Below are 19,429 nucleotides of genomic sequence, written 5' to 3'. Positions count from 1 at the left end.
CCTGCTGGCCCTGTCCCGGCGGCGGGGCCGCGCCGTGCTCGCCGCCGGCGCCGTCGGCGCGCTCGGGCTGGCCGCCGCCTACGTGCTCGTCCAGCAGCTCCGCTGGGAGTTCCCGAGCGACTTCGCCTGGCCGGCGCACTTCGACCGCGTCCACCTCGTCGCCTGGGCCGGCGTCCTCCTCCTCGCCGCCGACGCGCTGGTCGAGCGCCTCCGGGACGGCCCGCCCGGGCCCGGCCCCGGCTAGGCGGGGTCGGCCCAGCGCACCTCGTGGGCGGCGGCGTCGGAGCGCAGCCAGCGCACCAGCCGGTCGCCCTCGGCCTCCACCGCCCTGCGGTCGGCGGCCCGGACCGGCACCAGCGGGGTGAGGGTCAGCACCCCCCGGCCGCGGGTCGTGGCCGACCACGTGCCGGCCACCACGCCGTCGACGAGGAACGTGGCCGCCACGTCGCCGTTCTTGCCGACGATGGCCTTGCGGTGGTCGTCGCCCACCACCCGCTCCCGGCGGGCGTGGGCCAGCAGCACGCTGTCCCACTTCGGCAGGAAGCGCACGGGGGCCGGCGTGTCGGCCGGCGGCCGGGGCGCGTCGGCCAGGTCGAGCAGGGTGCGCCCGTCCTCGGAGCGGAAGCGCACGAGGTCGAGCCGGGCGAGGGCCGGCTTGTAGGCGGTGACGGCCCGGCCGCTCCACGAGGCGAGGTCGGCCGTGGTCGACGGCCCGTAGGCCCGCAGGTAGTCCTCGGCGACCCGGAGGAACGCGGCCTCGGGGGTGACGGCCGGGGCCGGCGGCGCCACCCGGTAGCGGCCGCCGCCGAACCACCCGTAGGCCGCGTCCTCGGCCAGGTTGCACAGATCGGTGGCCACCGACACGGCCGACATCGCCGCCGGCCGCTCCGTGGCCCAGGCGGGCGGGTCGAACGGCAGGAGCGAGAGGACGAGCTGGGCGATCTCCGGCCTCGTGTACGGCCGCTCCCGGACCGCGTCGACCACCCTGGCCCGGATGGCGTCGAGGTCGGCGCCGAGCTCCCGCAGCTGGCGGAAGTTGGTCTCGTAGTAGGTGGAGCCGGTGGCCAGCCGGAAGCACGGCAGGCGCTCGGTGGTGACGAGGTGGAGGGTGCCGCGGTTGACGGTCACCTTCACGACCAGGTCGGCGGCCAGCGCCGCCTCGAGGTGCTCGCGCTCGAAGCCGGCGAGGCGGGACCACAGCCCGATGTAGGGCGACGGCGAGTGCTGGGCCTGCATGCCGGCCAGCCGCTCGACCGCCTCGACGGGGCCGAGCGGGGCCCGCTCGAGCAGCAGCTGGCGGGCGAGGGTCCAGCGGTTGAGCTGGCGGTCGGTGACGGCGTCCATGGCGGGCGACGGAGACTACGGCGGCCCGGCCGGTGACGCGGCCCGCGGCGGGGAGGGCTCCCCCAGCACGTACGCCGACGATACGGTCATACTCGACACATGGCTCAGATCACCCGGCGCGGCTTCCTCGGCGGGGCGGCGATGCTGGCCGTCGGCCCCGCCCTCGGTCGCCGCCCGGTGGCCGGCGGGGTCGAGCGGCCCAACGTCGTGGTCGTCACCACCGACGACCAGGCCGTGGAGTCCATGCGGGTCATGCCGATCACCGCCGAGGTCGTCGGGGCCAGGGGCACCACGTTCACGACGAGCTACGCCACCACGCCGGTGTGCAGCCCGTCCCGGGCGACGATGCTCTCGGGCCAGTACGCCCACAACCACGGCGTGCTCGGCAACGGCCTCGCCTACCTGCACTTCGACCACACCAACGCCCTGCCCGTCTGGCTCCAGGCGGCCGGCTACGCCACCGCCCACGTCGGCAAGTACCTGAACGCCTACAACGACGCCACCGTCGTGCCCCCCGGGTGGGACCACTGGTTCGCCGTCGTCGCCCCGTCCAGCCTGCGCTACTACGGCTACGAGCTGTCCGACGACGGCGTCCAGCGCCGCGCCGGGTACGAGCCCGAGGACTACCAGACCGACGTCCTCGCCGCCCGGGCCGTCGACCTCGTCGGCCAGCTGGCCGCCGGCGGGCGGCCGTTCTTCCTCTGGTTCGCGCCGATCGCCCCGCACGGCGTCGACGGCGACGGGAACCCGCCGGTGCCGGCGCCCCGCCACATCGGGCGGTTCGCCGACGAGCCCCTGCCGACGCCGCCCTCCTTCGACGAGGCCGACGTCAGCGACAAGCCGGCCGACATCCGCCGCCGGCCCCGGCTCGGGCCGAACGGCGTGGCCGACATCACCATGCGGTACCGGGCCCGCCTCGAGTCCCTCCTCGCCGAGGACGAGGCCGTCGGGGCCATCGTCGACGCCCTCGACGGCGCCGGCGTCCTCGGGTCGACCGTGCTGCTCTACACGTCGGACAACGGGTTCTTCCACGGCGAGCACCGCATCCGCACCGGGAAGATCGAGCTGTACGAGCCGAGCGTCCGGGTGCCGCTGCTGGCGGCCGGGCCCGGCTTCGCCGCCGGCGCCACCGTGGACCGACCGGTGGCCAACGTGGACCTCGCCACGACGGTCGTCGCCATGACCGGCGCCACCCCCGGCCGCCTGCTCGACGGGGTCGACCTCCGGGAGTCGGCGTCGCCGCTCGCCGACCCCGACCGGCCCATCCTGCTCGAGACCGGCCCCCGCGACGACCCCGGCTGGTACTCGGCCGTGCGCACCCCCCGGTGGCTCTACGCCGAGCACGACACGGGCGAGCAGGAGCTGTACGACCTCGTCGCCGACGGCGACCAGATGGTGAGCCGCCACGACGACCCCCGCTACGCCGAGGTGCGCCACCGCCTCGCCAGGGCGCGCCGGCGGCTCGCCGCGTGCGCCGGACCCAGTTGCCGCAGTTGACCGAGCGAGGACGTGCCATGTCCAGCCGACCGCCCCTGCCGACCACCGAGCGACCCACCCGGAAGGCGGTGGGCCGTCGCGTCGCCTGCGCGGCGCTGCTCGCCGCCGTCGTCGCCACGGTCGGCACCGGCGCCCACCGGCCCGCCCCGGCCGCCGCGCAGGCGGCGGACGACCGGCCGAACGTCGTGCTCGTGCTCACCGACGACCAGACGCTCGAGAACCAGTGGGTGCTGCGCTACGTCAACCACGAGCTCGGCCGGCGGGGCACGACGTTCTCCGACGCCGTCGTCAGCTTCCCGCTCTGCTGCCCGTCGCGGGCGACGATGCTCACCGGCCAGTACGCCCACAACCACGGCGTGCTCGGCAACCACTGGCCCCGCGGCGGCTACCGGGCCCTCGACCACACCAACACGCTGGCCACCTGGCTCGACGAGGCCGGCTACTACACGGCCTTCGTCGGCAAGTACCTCAACGGCTACGGCGACCGGGACACGCCGGCCGTCGTCCCGCCCGGGTGGGACGACTGGTTCGCCAAGGTGGCGCCCGGCCACGTGTACTACGGCTACACCGTCCTCGACGACGACACGTTCCTGCACTTCCACGGCGACCCGGAGGACTACTCGACCGACGTGTACGCGGCCCACGCCGCCGAGGTGGTGCGCAGCCGGGCCGGGCAGGACGAGCCCTTCTTCCTCGAGGTCGCCCCGCTCGCGCCCCACGGGGCCGACGGCAACCAGTCGACCCCCGCGCCCCGCCACCTCGGGCGCTTCGAGGACGCCCCGGTCCCCCGCCCGCCGTCGTTCAACGAGGCCGACGTGTCCGACAAGCCGGCCGCCGTGGCCGACCGGCCGCTGCTCGACGAGGCCGCCGTCGCCGCCCTCGACGTGCGCTACCGGCGGCGGCTGGAGTCGCTGCTCGCCGTCGACGACCTCGTCCGCGGGCTGGTCGACGCCCTGGAGGAGATCGGCGAGTACGAGGACACGATCATCATCTTCACCTCGGACAACGGGTTCATGGAGGGCCAGCACCGCATCGCCCAGGGCAAGGTGCTGCCCTACGAGGAGTCCGTCCGGGTCCCGCTGCTCGTCGCCGGACCGGGGTTCCCGGCCGGCGTCGGCGTGCACGTCCCGGTGGCCAACGTCGACATCGCGCCGACGATCGTCGCCGCCGCCGAGGCCACCCCGGCCCGGGTGATGGACGGCGTGCCGCTCCAGTCCGTGGTCGCCGACCCGGCGGCCTACGAGGACCGGGCCATCCTGCTCGAGGCGTTCGGCGCCGCCCCCTACGCCGGCGTGCGCACGGCCGAGTGGACCTGGGTCGAGCACGCCACCGGCGAGACCGAGCTGTACCACCTCGGCCGCGACCCGTACCAGCTCGAGAACCGGGCCGCCGACCCCCGCCTGGCCACCGACCGGGAGTGGCTCCACGCCCTGCTCGAGCGGCTGCGCACGTGCGCCGGCCCGTCCTGCGAGGCCCGCTGACCGGCGCCCGCCGCTACTCGACCCCGGCGGCCAGCCGCTTCGGCGCCGCCATCCGGTAGGCCTCCACGACCAGCGCCCTGACCTCGCCCCAGTCCACGGCGCCCACGTCGAGGTACAGCCCGACCCATCCGTGGCGGGCGAGGTAGGGCGGGAGGAAGAAGCGCTCCGGCTCGGCGCCGGCCAGCGCCTCGTTCTCGCCCCGGGCGGCCCGGCAGTGCAGCGCCACCCGCCCGTCGCCGTGGTGGTCGACGAGGTGCCAGGCGAAGCGCCTGCCCCGCACCGAGTAGGAGGTGTGCTGGCGCTCGGCCGCCACCTCGACCTCGGGGAGGGCCCGGCAGATCGCCGTCAGGCGCTCGGCCGTCGGGTCGGGGCCGCCCACGGGGCCACCGTACCGCCGGGGGTCACGAGCAGGTCGCACACCAGCCGGGTGACGAGCGCGGCGCCGACCGGGGCGACCATGGCCGCCACCGGCACCCTGGTCGGGTCGCTGCCGGTCACGAGCACCGGCCCGGCGACGGCCACGGCCGCGGCCACCAGCCAGACGGTGCCGACGGCGGTGGCGAGCGGGCGCAGCGCGGCCGGCGACGGGGCCCGGCCGACGGTGCGGGCCACGGCCGAGGTGGCGACGAGGCCCCACACCCAGGTGGCGACGGCGGCCACCGGCAGGTGCTCGTGCTCGCTCCCGGACACCAGGTCGGGGGCGAAGACGCTGATCACCGCGACCGCCGCCCACACGGCCCCGACGGCCGTCAGCCCCGCGCTCGCCGCCCCCCACCGCTCGTCGCACCGCGTCGTCGTCATGGGGTCGACGGTACGGACGCCCGCCGCCCCCGTCCTCCCCCGCCGGTCGGGTTCGCCCCTCCCCCGGGCGGCGGAGGAAGGTGACGCGTCCGGGGTCGCGACTACAGCAATGAGTCGAACTGCATTACAAGCCCCTTTATGAAGTCGAGGCAATCTCCAACATGGCCGAGATGTACCTTCCGAAACTCTAGCGACGCGGCGTCCCAGTCTCCCTCGTGCGCGATCTGATTTCTGCGGTCATACTGCAATTGGAGCTGCGTCTTGATCCGATCTGGGCGTGACCCAAGCCCCATAGCCGACTTCAGCCAGACCTGCGCTGGATCCAGGCCGCTCGCTACCAGGAGTTCATCAACCCGCTCCGGGGCCACCAACGTACGGTATGAAAGGCGGTATCGAATAAGGCCGAGGCCATCGTCGCCCTGCAACTCCAGAGGCTTCACCCCGCCACCAAGGTATCTCGCTACACGGCCAGCTGTATCGCCATGAACGCAAAGCTCGAGCAGGCGTACCCCCTGCTCATGGACATACGTGTCCCATGCTGCTACCGCCAGCACTATGCACGATCGGACGAGCGCCGCAGCAACAGGCTCGTTGATGTCGTTTTTACTGGCGACCGAGCCAACCGCTCTCACCTGGTCCTCGAGTCTTTCAAAGACGCCAAACGCGGCAGACGAGGACATTACAGGCGTTGTGCCGCAGCGAGCGCTTCTATCTTCGTAGCCAGATCCGTGAAAATGGTTCGCAAGCTCGAGATCTGACGCATCGACCCGTCGAGCACAACTCCTACTTGCTGGAGCTGCGCGGGAGTCAGCTCGTACACCGGGACGCGATGCTCCTGCGACTTCGGGAGGAGGCTGTTGAACTCCTGCACCTGCGCCAGTACTCGGGTCTTGGGAATACCAGCTTCGCGATAGACGCTCGCCGGAAACGTCAGGCCTGCTTCGCGAAGCGCCGGAACGAACTCGTTCTCGAGCGCATCCGCGACCTTCTCGATCCACGCGCGGAAAGGCCCCGTAGGGGTGCCGTAAGGCTGGGCGGCCGTCGGCGCGCGGTATAGACGATACCGTTGGATGACTGCGCCGGCGAGCTTCAGTCGAGGGGCGGGAAATGGGTAGGCGGCTTCGGACAACACTTCATTGTTGCTCGCTGCTCGCGCCCACCGGGACCAGCGTGGCAACACGCGCGCCAACGACTGTAACGCCATCATGGAGAAATAGTCGGGCGCCGTTGGCACGAAGAGAAGGTCACTCACACTAACAATGTTCTGATTCAATGCACCGAGACTAGGGCTCATATCAACTATGACGAAGTCTGCCTCTAGGCTCTCGGCTGTCTCTGTCAAGAGGTAATGAACAGCACCGGGGAGATTACGAAGCGGAAGGAGTGAACCGCTTAGTTCCTGCGCCACGCTTAGCGTGACCTCGTACTCACCCAAGCGCAGGTGGCCAGGAAGTAGGAACAATCCCGAGCAGCCGTCGACTGCTAGACAGTCCACCGGCTCCATGATCCGCGGTTCGGACTCGAACGCTGGCTTCAGCGCGCCGTAGAGTGTTCTATCAAAATTCCTCGTCCAGAAGCCCTCGCTCGCCTCCTGGCTTTCTGAGAAGCCCTCACTTTCCTCGTCGAATTCCTCTTGCGAGATGTCCTCTGGAGGCCACTCTGCGTTCAGACCGAGAATGACGCCGGTGAGGTTGCACTGTGGATCGGCATCGACCAAGATGACTCGCTGCCCTCTCTTTGCAAGCATCCAGGCCAGATTAAACGCCGTCGTGGTTTTTGATACTCCACCCTTGTGGTTGAAAATTGATATCAACGTCGCCGCCACATAACCCTCCGCGTCGATTGGATCGCCTTACCCTAGCGTCGGTGCAGTTACGTCGCGATTCGACCAGCCGATGCATAAGTGAGCACGGCGAGGAATGTCCTGATAGCCGCGACGAGGAGGCGGGTTGCCCCGGGCGGCGGAGCTACTCGTCGGCCGACGGTGACCAGCGGGCGCCCCGGCCCCGCTTGCGCTGGCCGGTGCGGCGCTTGGCCTCGAGGCGGCGCTCCCTGGCCCCGGCCGACGGCGCCGTCGGGCGGCGGGGCGGCGGGTCGCGGCGCAGGGCGTCGGCCAGGCGGGAGCGGAGGCGGTTGAGCGCCAGCTCCCGGTTGCGCAGCTGGGAGCGCTCGTCGTCGGCCACCACCCGCACCTCCTCGCCCAGCCGCTCGAGCAGGCGGGCCCGCTGGCGGGGGCCGAGCGAGGGCGAGCCGGCGACGTCGAAGCGCACCTCGGCGCGGGTGTTCGAGCGGTTGGCGTGCTGCCCGCCGGGGCCGCCGCTCGGGCCGAACCGCCAGGTCAGCTCGGCCAGCGGGATGCGCAGCGAGCCGTTGACCCGGAGGCCCGCCGCGCCGCCCGACGTTTCCCGTTCGTCACCAGGGGTAGCCAGGTTCGGACGCTTCCACTCGGAGAAGGGAGACCACGATGTACATCGGAGGCGGTGTCCTACTGCTCATCCTGATCATCCTGCTCCTCCTCCTGATCTTCTAGGAGCGAGCGCGCCGTTCGGCGCGCCGAGGAGCCGGCTCCGACTCCCGGCTCGGCGCCGTGACGCCGGCCGGGGGGAGGACGGCCGACAGGGCGGCCAGGGCGACTTCGACCTGGCCGTCGTCGGGCTCCCGGGTCGTGAGGGCCTGGAGGGCGAGCCCGGGGGCCATCAGCACCCAGACGACCGGCCAGCGCTCCGCGCCCCTGGCCGCGGCGCGCAGCAGTTCGTAGGCCAGCCCGGCCACCACCGGCACGGCCACCAGCCGCGAGGCGAACAGCACGCCCCACCCCGGTGCGCCGGCCAGCGAGTGCACCACCACGGCGACGACGACCACGAGCAGCAGGAACGTCGTGCCGCACCGCAGGTGCCGGGTGCCGAAGGCCCTGGCCGCCTCCGGCGTGAGCGGCGCCCCGGCCTCGTAGGTGGCCACCGCCCGGTGCTCCGCGCCGTGGTAGGCGAACAGCCGCCGCACGTCCGCCCGCCGCCCGATGGCGACGAGGTAGGTCAGCAGGATGGCGAGGCGGACGGCGCCCTCGACGGCGGTGACCACCAGCCCGTGCGACCCGCCGGCGAGGCGGCCGAGCGCGGCGGGGAAGATCACGAACCCGGTGAGGACCACGCCGAGGGCGAGGGCCACCGTCCTCGCCAGCGACGGCAGGGTGACGGGCTGGCCGGCGTCGGCCGAGGCCCGCTCGACCGACCACGTCAGCCCGCGCACGCCGATCGTGAACGACTCGGCGAGCGCGGCGACCCCGCGCACGACCGGCACCCGTTCGAAGCGCCCGCACCACGGCGGCACGTCCTCCACGCGGGTCTCCACCCGGCCGTCGGCCCGGCGGACGGCGACTGCCCAGCGGTCCTCGCCCCGCATCATCACGCCCTCGCAGACGGCCTGGCCGCCGACGGGGCGGCTCGCCACCCGCGCGCCGGGCGCGACCAGGCCGGTCGACTCGCGTCCCACTCGACTTCCCTCCCTTGCCGCCCGCGATCGTAGAAGACCGGCGCGGCCGGGACGAACCGGCCGGGCGCCTCAAGTCGACGTCGGCACCGGTCGATGGTGCCTGAGGCACGGGCGAGGGAGGACCACGATTTCCGACGGTCGGCGAAACGGGGCGAGCGGGCGACCGGGCCGGCGGGAGCGCGAGGTCCCCCGGTCGGGCAGCCGCGTCGTCCGCGACCTCATCGCCGCCCTGGCCGTCTGCATCGTCGCCACCGGCCTGGCCGCCCGCCTCCACCTCGTCGACCGGCTCCGGCGCTGGACGGGCGTCGACGGCGCCAACCTGGACGCCCTCCTCACCCTCGTCGTCACCGTCCCCCTGGCGGCCACGCTGTTCTCGGTGCGCCGGTGGCGGGACGCGGCCAGGGTCGAGCGGACCCTCGCCCGCATGTCGCTCCACGACCCGCTCACCGGCCTGCCCAACCGACTGTTCCTGCGGGAGTGGCTGGGGTCGACGAGGACCAAGACCACGAGGGGCGGCGGCCGCACGGCGCTGCTGTTCTGCGACCTCGACAAGTTCAAGCTGGTCAACGACACCCACGGCCACGAGGTCGGCGACCAGCTCATGGTGTCGGTGGCCGCCCGCCTGCGGGCCCTGCTGCGGCCGGGCGACCGGGTCGTCCGCTACGGCGGCGACGAGTTCGTCATCGTCTGCACCGACCTGGCCAGCCCGTCCACCGCCGAGCGCCTGGCCCGCCAGGTCATCACCGCCCTCGAGGAGCCGTTCGTGCTCGGCCAGGACCGGCTGACGATCAGCGTCAGCGTCGGGGTGGCGGTGGCCGACACGGCCGACCCCGACGCCGAGGAGCTGCTGCGCTCGGCCGACGTCGCCATGTACCAGGCCAAGGCGGCCGGCGCCGGCACCTTCGCCATGTTCGACACGACCATGGAGCACCGCCTCACCCGGGTGAACGCCGAGACCCGGCTGCGGTCGGCCATCGAGCGGGACGAGTTCCGGGTCCACTACCAGCCCGTCGTCAGCGTGGAGACCGGGCGGATGGTCGGCGTCGAGGCCCTCCTGCGCTGGGAGGACCCCCTGCGGGGCCTGGTCTCGCCGGCCGACTTCATGCCCCAGCTGGAAGACACCGGCCTGATCGTCCCGGTCGGCGGCTGGGTGCTGTCCGAGGCCTGCCGCCAGGCGAGGGCGTGGGCCGACGCCTCGGTCGACGGCGAGCTGCTGCGGGTAACCGTCAACGTGTCGGCCCGCCAGCTGGCCCAGCACGACTTCGGCGAGCTGGTGGCCGCCGCGCTCGTCGAGTCGGGGGTCGACCACGGCCAGCTGTCCCTCGAGGTGACCGAGAGCGCGGTCATGCACGACGCCGCGGCGGCCTGGGCCATCCTCCGGCGGGCCAAGTCGCTCGGCGTCGGTATCGCCCTCGACGACTTCGGGACGGGCTACTCGTCGCTCAGCTACATCCGCCGGTTCTCGGCTGACATGATCAAGATCGACCGCTCGTTCGTGCAGGGCCTCGGCGACCACGCCGAGGACGCGGCGATCGTCGCCGCCGTCATCAACATGGCGAAGGCGCTCGGGATGACGACGGTGGCCGAGGGGGTCGAGACGGCCGCCCAGCTCGTCGTCCTCCAGGAGCTCGGCTGCGACCTGGCCCAGGGCTTCCTGTTCTCGCCGGCCCGCCCGCCCGACGTGATCGACCGCCTGCTGCGGGGCGCCCCCGCCGCGCTCGGCCCCACCCGGCCGGAGCCGGCGTCCGACCCGGCGGGCCAGCCGGCCGCCGACCCGAACCCGCTCCTCGCCCGCCTCCCCCACTTCACCGAGAGCCGGCCGGCCCCCGCCCGCTGACCCCGGCCTACCCTGGGCCCGACGCCGGGCGCCGGGGGGTCGGGGCCGTGGACCACGTGATCACGGGGTGGGACCGTGAGTGGTCGGCCGGTGCCGCCGCGCCTGGGACCTCGGCTCGGCCACGAGGGCCGACCTGGAGCCGGTGGCGCCGGCGGGGCCACCGGTCGAGGCGGCCATCCGGGAGGCGCTGGCGGTCTACTACTACCCGGCCATGTGGGACTGGCCGCCGGCGGTGGTCCGGCCGCTGGTGCTGACGGGCTTCCGGGACGCGCTCGCCCGGGCCGCGGGCGTCGGGCCCGGGCCAAGGTGGGACGAGGCGGCGGCGCTCGGCGAGGCCGTGCTCGGGCACTACTTCGAGTGGGCCCCGCTGGTCGACCGGTTCGCGCCGGTGCTGGTCGGGACCGAGTACCTCGCCGACGTGCCCGACCCGGCCGACCCGGCGGCGTCCCTGGCCGCCGGCGGCCGGGCCGTCCGCTACCGCGGTCGCATCGACGCCTTCGTGGTCGACGAGGCCAACCGGTACTGGCTCCTCCGCCACCGGCTCGTGGACGGCGCCTGGCCCGACCCGGCCGTGCTGGCCCTCGACGACGCGGCCGTCGCCGAGTGCTGGGCGTGGGAGCGGTTCGCGCTGGCGTCGGTGGCCGGCGTGCTGGTGAACGAGCTGCTGGCCGCCGTGCCGGCACCCGCCGAGCGGACGGCGTCCCGGCTGTCCGAGCGGCGTCGCCGGGACCTCGACCGCAAGCGGGGGACGGTCGCCCAGCACCGCCACCGGGCCCGCCCCGCCGCCGCCCGGCCGCCGGTGCCCGAGGAGTGGGCGACGTCGACGGGGTTCTTCCGGCGGACCGAGGTGCCGCTGTCCCGGGCCCGCGTCGACGACGTCGCCCGCCGCATCGCCGCCGACGCCGCGGCCATGACCGCCGCCGGCCCGGACCCCGACCCCCGGCCGGTGCCCGACAACTGCGGGCGCTGCCCCTACCGGGCGCCGTGCCTGGCGATGAGCGAGGGGGCCGACGCGGCGCCGCTGCTCGCCGCCGGGTTCCGCCGCCGCCCCCGCCGCGACGACGTCGTCCGCATCGGCGGGCTCTTCGGGCTCAACCCCAACCAGGTCAGGGTGGCCGACCACCAGCCCCGCCGGGCGCCGTCCTAGGAGGCGCCGGCCGGAGCCGAGCGGGCGACGAGGGCGTCGAGCCGGCCGGACGGGTCCTCGAGGAGGGGCCGGACGGCGACGATCGACGGCCGCCGGGGCGGCTCGCTGAAGCCGAACCCGGTCGGCGGCGACAGCCGGGCCATGGCACCCAGGTCGGCGCCGCCCAGCCGGGCGGCCGCCCGCACGAGCGGCCGGTACACGTCGGCCCGGTACCACTCCCGCACGCCGGTCGGGCTGACGCCGTAGGCCCGCACGCCCATCGCCAGGCGGGCCACCGGCCCCTCGACCCACCTCGTGAACCAGGGCGGCCGGGGGAACGGGATGCGCCACCCGGGCCCGGCCTCCAGGTCGACCTCGAGGTCCCCGGCCCGGACCACCACCTGGCGCTCGCCGCCGTCGGCCTCCACGGGCACGACCTCGACCCGGTCGAAGCGGTACACGGCGCCGATGAAGGCGCCGGCCTCGGGCGACGGGGCCAGCAGCACCCGCTCCCCGCCCGGCCGCGCCCACATCACGTCGGTCATCGGCCCGATCGGCGTGCGCTCCCAGTGGCCGACGACGACCCGGTGGCCGGAGGAGAACCCGCTGCTGGCGATCACGCCTCGCAGCTCGTGCCTCACGCCGGCACTCCGGCGGCCACGTCGACGGCCCGGCCGCCGGCGGCCGCCGACCGGTAGGCGGCGTCGGCCACCACGTGGGCCCGGAGGGCGACGGCCGCGTCGGGGAACGCCGGCCCGCCCTCGGCGACGGCCCGCACGAAGGCGCCGTCCGGGTTGCCGGTGGCGACCCCCCGCCCGGCGAGGGCGGCGACGAGCGCCTCGCCCTCGACCGACCCGCTCCCCTCCCCCTGGCGCGTCCACCGCACCGGCCCCCACCAGTCGCCCTCCAGCGCGTACCAGGCCCGCTCGCAGAGCACCTCCACGCGGCGGAGGCTCGGCCGGTCGAGCACGTCGTGCCACACCGAGGCGAGCGAGGCCGTCGCCCCGGAGGCGAAGCGGAGGGTGGCGACGGCGACATCCTCGATGCCGGGGATGCCGTGGTACGCCGCCGTCTCGGCGGCCACCCTGGCCACCGGCCCGCACAGCCACTCCAGCACGTCGAGGTCGTGGATCGAGTGCTCGAGCAGGGTGCCGGCGCCGGCCCTGGCCGCGTCGCCCCGCCACGTCGACCCGTAGTGGCCCTGCACGGGCAGGTACTGGTCGTCCCGGAAGACCACGGCCATCACCCGCCCGCTCGCCGGGTCGCCCACGAGGGACCGCAGCAGGTTGAACGCCGGCGAGTGGCGGAGGACGAGGCCGACCTGGTTGGTGACCCCGGCGGCGCCGACGGCCCGCGCCACCTCGACCGCCCCGGCCAGGTCGGTGGCCAGCGGCTTCTCGCAGAACACGGCGAGGCCCCGCTCGGCCGCGGCCCGCACCAGCCGCACGTGCTCGGAGGTCCAGGTGCAGACGTAGACGGCGTCGCAGCCGTCGAGCACCTGCTCCTCGCCGTCGCACACGGTCGCCCCGCTGGCGGCGGCGAACGCCTCGGCCCGCCGCCGGTCCGGGTCGTGCACGCCGGCCCAGGCGACGTCCTCCCCCGACCGCCGCAGGGACTTCGAGTGGTAGGTGGCGATGAGGCCGGCGCCGAGGAACCCGACCCTGACGGTCATGCGCTCGCGCCGGCCATGGCCGGATCGTAGGCCGGTCAGTCGCCGAGGCTCTCGGCCAGCCAGGTGGTGATCAGCGAGGCGGCGGCCGCCCCCCAGCCGTCGCCCGGGTGGACGCGGAGGCCGTGGTCGGCGGTCGGCAGGACGACGAGGGTGGCGCGGTCGTTGCCGCCCCGGCGGAGGGCGTCGTCGAAGGCGGCCAGGCTGGCGACGACGGGGACGAGCAGGTCGCGCCCGCCCCAGACGGCGAGCAGCGGGCAGCGAACCCGCTCCAGCACGGGGACCGGGTCGTGGGCGAGGATGCCGGCGAGGAAGGCGAGCTCCTCGGCGGTCTCGTCGCCGAGCGCCGGCCACCAGGCCCGGTCCCGGACGTCCGCCTCGGCGGCGAGCACGGCGGCGGGCGGGTCGCCCCGCACGAGGGCGGCGACGCGGGCGTCGTACACGGCCACGGCCTCGGCCACCTCGTCGGGCGGGAGCCCGCCATCCGCCAGCTGGTGGGCGATCCGGTAGCGCTCCTGGACGGCGACGGTCACCCCGGGGCCGGAGACGGCGACGACGGCGGCCAGCCCGTCGGACCGGGACGCGGCGAGGGGCGCCACCCAGCCGCCCTGGCTCCCGCCCAGCGCGGCGACCGGGCGGCCGGCGACGGCCGGGTGGTCGCGGACGGCGGCCGCCGCCGCGAGCACCTCGGTGGCCCGGTCGTCGAGGGTCTGGTCCCGCCAGTCGCCCTCGGACGCGCCGCACCCGGGCTTGTCCCAGGCCAGGGTGGCGAGCCCGGCGGCGGCGAGGCGGTCGGGCCAGTCCCCCCAGGCCGACCTGGTCGACGGGCCGGACCCCTCGACCCCGAGCACGACGGGGAACGGGCCGGGGCCGGCGGGCACCGTGAGGGTGCCCGCCAGCCGCCGGCCCCGGTCCTCGAACGTGAACCCCGCGTCAGCGGGCAGGCAGGCCCTCCGAGGCCAGCCGGTCCTTGGCCTCGCGCAGCTGGCGGCGGAGGTCGCCGTCGTCGTCGCCGAGGTCGAGGATCCAGCGGTCGAGGGCGTCGACGGCGAGCTTCACCGGCGGGTCGCCGGGGGCGACGGCGTGGCCGACGGCACCGTCGCCGCTGGTGACGGCGGCGGTCGCGGCCATGGCCGGGGCGCCCTCGGCCATCCCGCCGGCCTTGCGCTTCGAGAAGGCGATGGCGGCCAGCAGGATCACGAGGGCGACGCCGGCGATGGCGAAGCGGGCGCCGTCGTCGTCCTGGAGGTTGATGACGGCCGGCAGGATCAGCAGCGACACCAGGTTCATGACCTTGATCAGCGGGTTCAGCGCCGGGCCGGCGGTGTCCTTGAACGGGTCGCCGACCGTGTCGCCGATGACGGCCGCCTTGTGGGCCTCGGAGCCCTTGCCGCCCTCGTGCCCGTCCTCGATGTACTTCTTGGCGTTGTCCCAGGCGCCGCCCGAATTCGACAGGAAGTTGGCCATGAGCTGGCCGGTGAGGATGACGGCGGCCAGGAAGGCGCCGAGGGCCAGGTAGTTGATGCCGAACCCGATGATCACCGGGGTGAGGACGGCGAGCAGGGCCGGCGTGGCCAGCTCCCGCAGGGAGGCGGCCGTGCAGATGTCGATGACCGGCCCGTAGTCCGGCCGCTTCTCGCCGCTCATGATCTTGCCGTCGGCGAACTGGCGGCGCACCTCCTGCACGACCGTGCCGGCCGTGCGGCCGACGGCCCGGATGGCGAGGGCGCTGAACAGGAACGCCACCGACCCGCCGATCAGGAGGCCGATGAACGTCTTCGGGTCGGCCACGTTGATCTGGGTGGCGATGTCCCGGAACAGGGCCGTGCCGGTGAGGCCGAGGTCGAGCTCGGAGCCGATCGTCTCGATGAAGCTGGCGAACAGGGCGACGGCGGCGATGACGGCCGAGCCGATGGCGAAGCCCTTGGTGACGGCCTTGGTCGTGTTCCCGACGGCGTCCAGGCTGACCATGATCCGCTGGGGCTCGCCGGTGAACTCGCCCGACATCTCGGCGATGCCGGCGGCGTTGTCGGCCACGGGGCCGAACGTGTCCTCGGAGACGACCACGCCGGTGGTGGCCAGCATGCCCATGCCGGTGAGGGCGACCAGGTAGAGCGAGAACTGGAGGTCGCCGCCGCCGAGGGCGATGGCGGTGCCGAGGGCGCCGGCGATGGCGACGATGGCCCACACCGAGGACTCGAGGCCGGAGCTGATGCCCGACAGGACGGTGGTGGCCGGGCCGGTGCGGGCGGCCTCGGCGATCTCCCGGACGGGCGCCGTCTCGGTCGAGGTGAAGTACTCGGTCAGCCGGCTGACCACCTGGGCCAGCACGAGGCCGGTGACGACGGCGGCGAACACCCGCCAGCCGACGTTGCTGATCTCGCCCTCGTCGTTGCCGACGTAGAGCAGCGCCACGAGGCCGGTGCCGATGACGGTGAGGATGCCGGCGGTGAGGAACCCCCGGTTGATGGGGGCCATGGCCGAGCGGTCGTTGTCGGTGGCCCGCACGGCGAACACCCCGACGATCGAGGCCAGCACGCCGACGGCCCTCGCGACGAGCGGGAAGATCAGGCCGAGGGCCCACTTCTTCGGGTCGTCGGGATAGATCGACTGGAAGGCGGCGACGCCGAGGATGATCGAGGCGACGAGGGTGACCTCGTAGCTCTCGAACAGGTCGGCGGCCATGCCGGCGCAGTCGCCGACGTTGTCGCCCACGTTGTCGGCGATCGTCGCCGGGTTGCGGGGGTCGTCCTCGGGGATGCCGGCCTCGACCTTGCCGACGAGGTCGGCGCCGACGTCGGCCGCCTTGGTGAAGATGCCGCCGCCGACCCGGAGGAACAGGGCCAGCAGCGAGCCGCCGAACCCGAACCCGACCAGGATGGCCGAGCTCGTGTTCTGGAAGATCATGATGATGATCGTGGCGCCGAACAGGCCGAGGCCGACGGTGAACATGCCGGCCACGCCGCCGGTGCGGAACGCCACCTTGAGGGCGGCGGGCAGCGAGCCGGAGCGGGCCGCGGCCGCGGTGCGGACGTTGCCGCGGACGGCGAGGCCCATGCCGATGAAGCCGGTCAGGCCGGACATGAGGCAGCCGGCGAGGAACGCCAGGGTCCGGAAGATGCCGGACTCGGCGAAGCTGAGGGCCGTGTCGCCGCTCTCCTCGTTGACCACCTTGGTGGCCGTGAAGAACACGACGATGGCGAGGGGCACGAGGATGACGGCGATGGTCTTGAACTGGCGCCGGAGGTAGGCGAGGGCCCCCTCCTGGATGGCGGCCGCGATCTCGACCATCTTCGGGGTGCCGGTCTCGGCGGCGAGCACGCCGCGCATGAGCGCGAAGCCGACGGCGACCGCGAGCAGCGCCGTCAGGGCCGAGAAGACCAGCCAGAACCACTCGGCGCCGCCGAGCTCGAAGACCTGGTAGCCGCCTTCAGCACCGAAGAGGCTCGTCATGGGTCGAAGGGTCTCCTTGAGCGTTTTCGATGGACGTGTAAGTCTGCTTTCGACGGCTCGAAAACGTCAAGTTCACGGCCGCCGTCGCAGGAGGTTGCTTCCCCCCGTGGACGCCGCCATGCAGGCCCACTACCAGGACGGCGCCGAGGAGGCCGACCGGCTGGCCGGGTGGTCGCTCGAGCGGTTGCGGACCGAGGAGCTGCTGGCCCGGTGGCTGCCGGCGCCGCCGTCCTCGGTCCTCGACGCCGGCGGCGGGCCCGGCCGCTACGCCGCCTGGCTGGCCGGCCTCGGCCACCGGGTCACCCTGCTCGACCCCGTCCCCGTCCACGTCGAGGCGGCCGCCGCCCGGCCGGAGCCGATCGGGGTGGAGCGGGCCGACGCCGTCGCCCTCCCCCACCCGGCCGCCGCCTTCGACGCCGTCCTCCTCCTCGGCCCGCTCTACCACCTGGTCGAGCCGGCCGACCGGGCGGCGGCGCTGGCCGAGGCGGCCAGGGTGGTGCGGCCAGGCGGGGTGGTGGTCGCCGCCCGGCATCTGCCGGTTCGCCGCCCTGCTCGACGGGTTCGTCAACCGGTTCCACCTCGACGAGCGCTTCCGGGCCATCGCCGCGGCGACGACCGCCACCGGCCGGCACCACAACCCCGACGGCCGGCCCGAGTGGTTCACGACCGCCTACTTCCACCGGCCGGCCGAGTTGGGCGACGAGCTGCGGGCCGCCGGGCTGGCCGGCGTGGAGGTGCTCGGCGTCGAGGGGCCGGCGTGGGTGTTCGGCGACCGGGGCCGCGAGCCGGACGACGAGCGCTGGCGGGACGCGGCCCTGTGGGCGGCGCGGGCGGTCGAGGCCGAGCCCGAGGCCGTCGCCCTGTCCGCCCACCTGCTCGCCGTAGGTTGGCGCCGGTGATCTTCACCGAGGAGCACGAGGCCTTCCGGCGGTCGGTGCGGGGGCTGCTGGCGAGGGAGGTCGCGCCCCACGTCGACGAGTGGGAGGAGGCCGGGTCGTTCCCGGCCCACGAGCTGTTCCCCGTGCTCGGCCGGGCCGGCCTGCTCGGCCTCGAGTACGACCCGGCCTACGGCGGCCAGGGCGCCGACCACTCCTACACGGTGGTGCTCGGCGAGGAGCTGGGCCGCATCGGGTGCGGCGGCGTGCCCATGTCCGTCACCGTGCAGACCGACATGGCCACGCCGGCGCTGCACCGGTTCGGCACCCACGAGCTGAAGGAGCGGTACCTGGCGCCGGCCATCCGGGGCGAGATGGTGACCTCGATCGCCGTCACCGAGCCCGACGCCGGGTCCGACGTCGCCGCCATCCGCACCCGGGCCGTGCGGGACGGCGACGAGTGGGTGATCAACGGGACGAAGCTCTACATCACCAACGGCACCCAGGCCGACTGGCTGTGCCTGCTGGCGCGGACCTCGGACGAGGGCGGCCACCGGGGGATGACGCAGATCGTCGTCCCGACCGACGTGCCGGGGTTCTCGGTCAGCCGCAAGCTGCGCAAGCTCGGCAACTGGTCGTCGGACACGGCCGAGCTGTCCTTCGTGGACGTGCGGGTGCCGGTGGCCAACACGATCGGCGAGGTCGGCCGGGGCTTCCAGCAGCAGATGCAGCAGTTCCAGAACGAGCGCCTGATCGCCGTGTACACCGCCGTCGGGGGGATGACGATGGCGCTCGACCGCACCGTCGAGCACCTGCGGGAGCGGCGGACGTTCGGCCGGCCGCTGATCGACAACCAGCACGTGCAGTTCACGATGGCCGAGCTGCGGGCCGAGCTCGACCTGCTGCGCCACTACGCCTACGCCGGCGCCGCCGCCTACGTGCGGGGCGAGGACGCCACCCGGTTCGCCACGGTCGCCAAGCTGAAGGCCGGGCGGCTGCAGCGGCGGGTGGCCGACACGTGCCTCCAGCTCCACGGCGGGCTCGGGTACATGGAGGAGACGTGGACGTCCCGGTACTTCCGGGACGCCCGCCTGCTCTCGATCGGCGGCGGGTCCGATGAGGTCATGCTCCGCATCCTCGCCCGCATGGACGGCCTCGGTGCCGGCTGACCGCCTGGGCTCGCCGAGCGACCCGGCCGCACCCGGCCCGCCCCCACCGCCACACGACGACCGCCCGAACGCGGCACCCGCCCCACCGCCACACGACGGCGTCCCGCCCGCCGCAACCGGACCGCGGGCGCGGCCGGTCCAGGACGACGACGGCCCGCCCGCCCCAACCGCGTCGGCGCCACCGGCGCACCACGACGGCCCGCCCGCCGCAACTGGCCCGCCCCCACCGGCGCAGGACGGCGGCGCGCCCGCTCCGGCCGGACGGCCGGCGTCGGTGGCGGACGGGGTGGCGGCGGACGGGAGCCCGGTCGAGGTCTACCGGCGGCTGCGGGGCGACCGGGAGGCGGCGATCGTGTCCGCTGCGGCGGGGCCGGGGGCGGAGATCCTCGAGCTCGGGTGCGGGGCCGGCCGGGTCACCCACCCCCTGGTCGCCCTCGGCCACCGGGTGACGGCGGTGGACGAGTCGCCCGAGATGCTGGCCGGCGTGCGGGGCGCGGCGACCGTGCTGGCCGACGCCGGCGAGCTCGACCTCGGCCGCCGCTTCGACGCCGTCGTCCTCGCCAGCCACCTCGTCAACAGCGTCGACGACGCCCTGCGCCACCGCCTGCTCGCCGCCTGCGCCCGCCACGTGGCGCCGGGCGGCGTCGTGGTCGTCGAGCGCCACCCGCCCGGCTGGGTGCGCTCGGCG

General features: G+C 74.4%; 20 protein-coding genes. 8 read left to right on the top strand and 12 right to left on the bottom strand.

Annotated features, from left to right (window positions below; all coding sequences use genetic code 11):
- The coding region (locus tag VGB14_03420) for a hypothetical protein (protein HEX9991956.1) at positions 1-244 on the top strand (244 nt) is incomplete at its 5' end.
- Here VGB14_03420 and VGB14_03415 read toward each other — a convergent pair.
- Positions 241-1,344: a winged helix DNA-binding domain-containing protein gene (locus VGB14_03415; GenBank protein ID HEX9991955.1), complete on the bottom strand. Its 1,104-nt coding sequence runs from the start codon at positions 1,342-1,344 to the stop codon at positions 241-243. The two genes, VGB14_03420 and VGB14_03415, sit on opposite strands and share 4 nt — an antisense overlap.
- 99 nt (positions 1,345-1,443) lie before the next feature.
- Between VGB14_03415 and VGB14_03410 the strand changes: the two genes are divergently transcribed.
- Both VGB14_03410 and VGB14_03405 read left to right on the top strand, forming a co-directional pair.
- Positions 1,444-2,841 (top strand): sulfatase, encoded by a 1,398-nt coding sequence (locus VGB14_03410; protein HEX9991954.1) that lies wholly within the window; start codon positions 1,444-1,446, stop codon positions 2,839-2,841.
- A 17-nt stretch (positions 2,842-2,858) separates the two neighbouring features.
- Positions 2,859-4,322 carry a sulfatase gene (locus VGB14_03405; protein ID HEX9991953.1) on the top strand — a complete coding sequence of 488 codons (1,464 nt, stop codon included), beginning with the start codon at positions 2,859-2,861 and terminating at the stop codon, positions 4,320-4,322.
- A gap of 13 nt (positions 4,323-4,335) precedes the next feature.
- On the opposite strand, the gene VGB14_03400 is transcribed toward VGB14_03405, so the two are convergent.
- The 6 genes from VGB14_03400 to VGB14_03375 all read right to left on the bottom strand — a co-directional run bounded on the left by VGB14_03400 (position 4,336) and on the right by VGB14_03375 (position 8,612).
- Complete coding sequence (locus VGB14_03400) at positions 4,336-4,701, bottom strand: MmcQ/YjbR family DNA-binding protein (protein HEX9991952.1); 366 nt, start codon at positions 4,699-4,701, stop codon at positions 4,336-4,338.
- Positions 4,668-5,123 carry a hypothetical protein gene (locus VGB14_03395; GenBank protein HEX9991951.1) on the bottom strand — a complete coding sequence of 152 codons (456 nt, stop codon included), beginning with the start codon at positions 5,121-5,123 and terminating at the stop codon, positions 4,668-4,670. The genes VGB14_03400 and VGB14_03395 overlap by 34 nt, the downstream gene beginning before the upstream one ends.
- 101 nt (positions 5,124-5,224) lie before the next feature.
- The gene (locus VGB14_03390) at positions 5,225-5,563 is read right to left on the bottom strand and encodes a hypothetical protein (protein HEX9991950.1); all 339 of its coding nucleotides are present in this window, start codon (positions 5,561-5,563) and stop codon (positions 5,225-5,227) included.
- A gap of 239 nt (positions 5,564-5,802) precedes the next feature.
- The gene (locus VGB14_03385; protein HEX9991949.1) at positions 5,803-6,948 is read right to left on the bottom strand and encodes an AAA family ATPase; all 1,146 of its coding nucleotides are present in this window, start codon (positions 6,946-6,948) and stop codon (positions 5,803-5,805) included.
- Between the two features lie 142 nt (positions 6,949-7,090).
- Positions 7,091-7,552 carry an alternative ribosome rescue aminoacyl-tRNA hydrolase ArfB gene (gene arfB / locus VGB14_03380; protein ID HEX9991948.1) on the bottom strand — a complete coding sequence of 154 codons (462 nt, stop codon included), beginning with the start codon at positions 7,550-7,552 and terminating at the stop codon, positions 7,091-7,093.
- Positions 7,553-7,649: 97 nt separating this feature from the next.
- Positions 7,650-8,612 carry a DUF1385 domain-containing protein gene (locus VGB14_03375; GenBank protein HEX9991947.1) on the bottom strand — a complete coding sequence of 321 codons (963 nt, stop codon included), beginning with the start codon at positions 8,610-8,612 and terminating at the stop codon, positions 7,650-7,652.
- Positions 8,613-8,988: 376 nt separating this feature from the next.
- Here VGB14_03375 and VGB14_03370 point away from each other — a divergent pair, with 376 nt between their 5' ends.
- Together VGB14_03370 and VGB14_03365 are read left to right on the top strand one after the other, a co-directional pair.
- On the top strand, positions 8,989-10,449 hold the full coding sequence (locus VGB14_03370; protein ID HEX9991946.1) for a bifunctional diguanylate cyclase/phosphodiesterase: 1,461 nt from the start codon (positions 8,989-8,991) through the stop codon (positions 10,447-10,449).
- Positions 10,450-10,528: 79 nt separating this feature from the next.
- Positions 10,529-11,596, top strand: coding sequence for a hypothetical protein (locus VGB14_03365; protein HEX9991945.1), 1,068 nt, complete (start codon positions 10,529-10,531; stop codon positions 11,594-11,596).
- On the opposite strand, the gene VGB14_03360 is transcribed toward VGB14_03365, so the two are convergent.
- Genes VGB14_03360 through VGB14_03340 form a run of 5 tightly spaced genes read right to left on the bottom strand, consistent with a single transcriptional unit; the run spans position 11,593 to position 17,319 of the window.
- Positions 11,593-12,195: a hypothetical protein gene (locus tag VGB14_03360; GenBank protein HEX9991944.1), complete on the bottom strand. Its 603-nt coding sequence runs from the start codon at positions 12,193-12,195 to the stop codon at positions 11,593-11,595. The two genes, VGB14_03365 and VGB14_03360, sit on opposite strands and share 4 nt — an antisense overlap.
- A gap of 17 nt (positions 12,196-12,212) precedes the next feature.
- The gene (locus VGB14_03355) at positions 12,213-13,247 is read right to left on the bottom strand and encodes a Gfo/Idh/MocA family oxidoreductase (GenBank protein HEX9991943.1); all 1,035 of its coding nucleotides are present in this window, start codon (positions 13,245-13,247) and stop codon (positions 12,213-12,215) included.
- Positions 13,248-13,282: 35 nt separating this feature from the next.
- On the bottom strand, positions 13,283-14,143 hold the full coding sequence (locus tag VGB14_03350; protein HEX9991942.1) for an alpha/beta hydrolase: 861 nt from the start codon (positions 14,141-14,143) through the stop codon (positions 13,283-13,285).
- Between the two features lie 34 nt (positions 14,144-14,177).
- Positions 14,178-16,697, bottom strand: coding sequence for a sodium-translocating pyrophosphatase (locus VGB14_03345; protein HEX9991941.1), 2,520 nt, complete (start codon positions 16,695-16,697; stop codon positions 14,178-14,180).
- Complete coding sequence (locus tag VGB14_03340) at positions 16,675-17,319, bottom strand: hypothetical protein (GenBank protein ID HEX9991940.1); 645 nt, start codon at positions 17,317-17,319, stop codon at positions 16,675-16,677. Before VGB14_03340 ends, VGB14_03345 begins: the two co-directional genes overlap by 23 nt.
- Before the next feature lie 70 nt (positions 17,320-17,389).
- Between VGB14_03340 and VGB14_03335 the strand changes: the two genes are divergently transcribed.
- From VGB14_03335 to VGB14_03325, 3 genes are all read left to right on the top strand, one after another.
- Entirely contained in the window at positions 17,390-17,596 is a 207-nt protein-coding gene (locus tag VGB14_03335) for a hypothetical protein (protein ID HEX9991939.1), read from the top strand.
- Positions 17,593-18,741 carry an acyl-CoA dehydrogenase family protein gene (locus tag VGB14_03330; GenBank protein ID HEX9991938.1) on the top strand — a complete coding sequence of 383 codons (1,149 nt, stop codon included), beginning with the start codon at positions 17,593-17,595 and terminating at the stop codon, positions 18,739-18,741. The genes VGB14_03335 and VGB14_03330 overlap by 4 nt, the downstream gene beginning before the upstream one ends.
- Before the next feature lie 274 nt (positions 18,742-19,015).
- Positions 19,016-19,429, top strand: a 414-nt coding sequence (locus VGB14_03325) for a class I SAM-dependent methyltransferase (GenBank protein HEX9991937.1), incomplete at its 3' end; no start/stop codon positions are given.

It is taken from the genome of Acidimicrobiales bacterium, assembly GCA_036399815.1.
Taxonomy (GTDB): domain Bacteria; phylum Actinomycetota; class Acidimicrobiia; order Acidimicrobiales; family DASWMK01; genus DASWMK01.
Note: the sequence above shows the minus strand (reverse complement) of the source record. Positions and strands in the feature narration are given on the sequence as shown.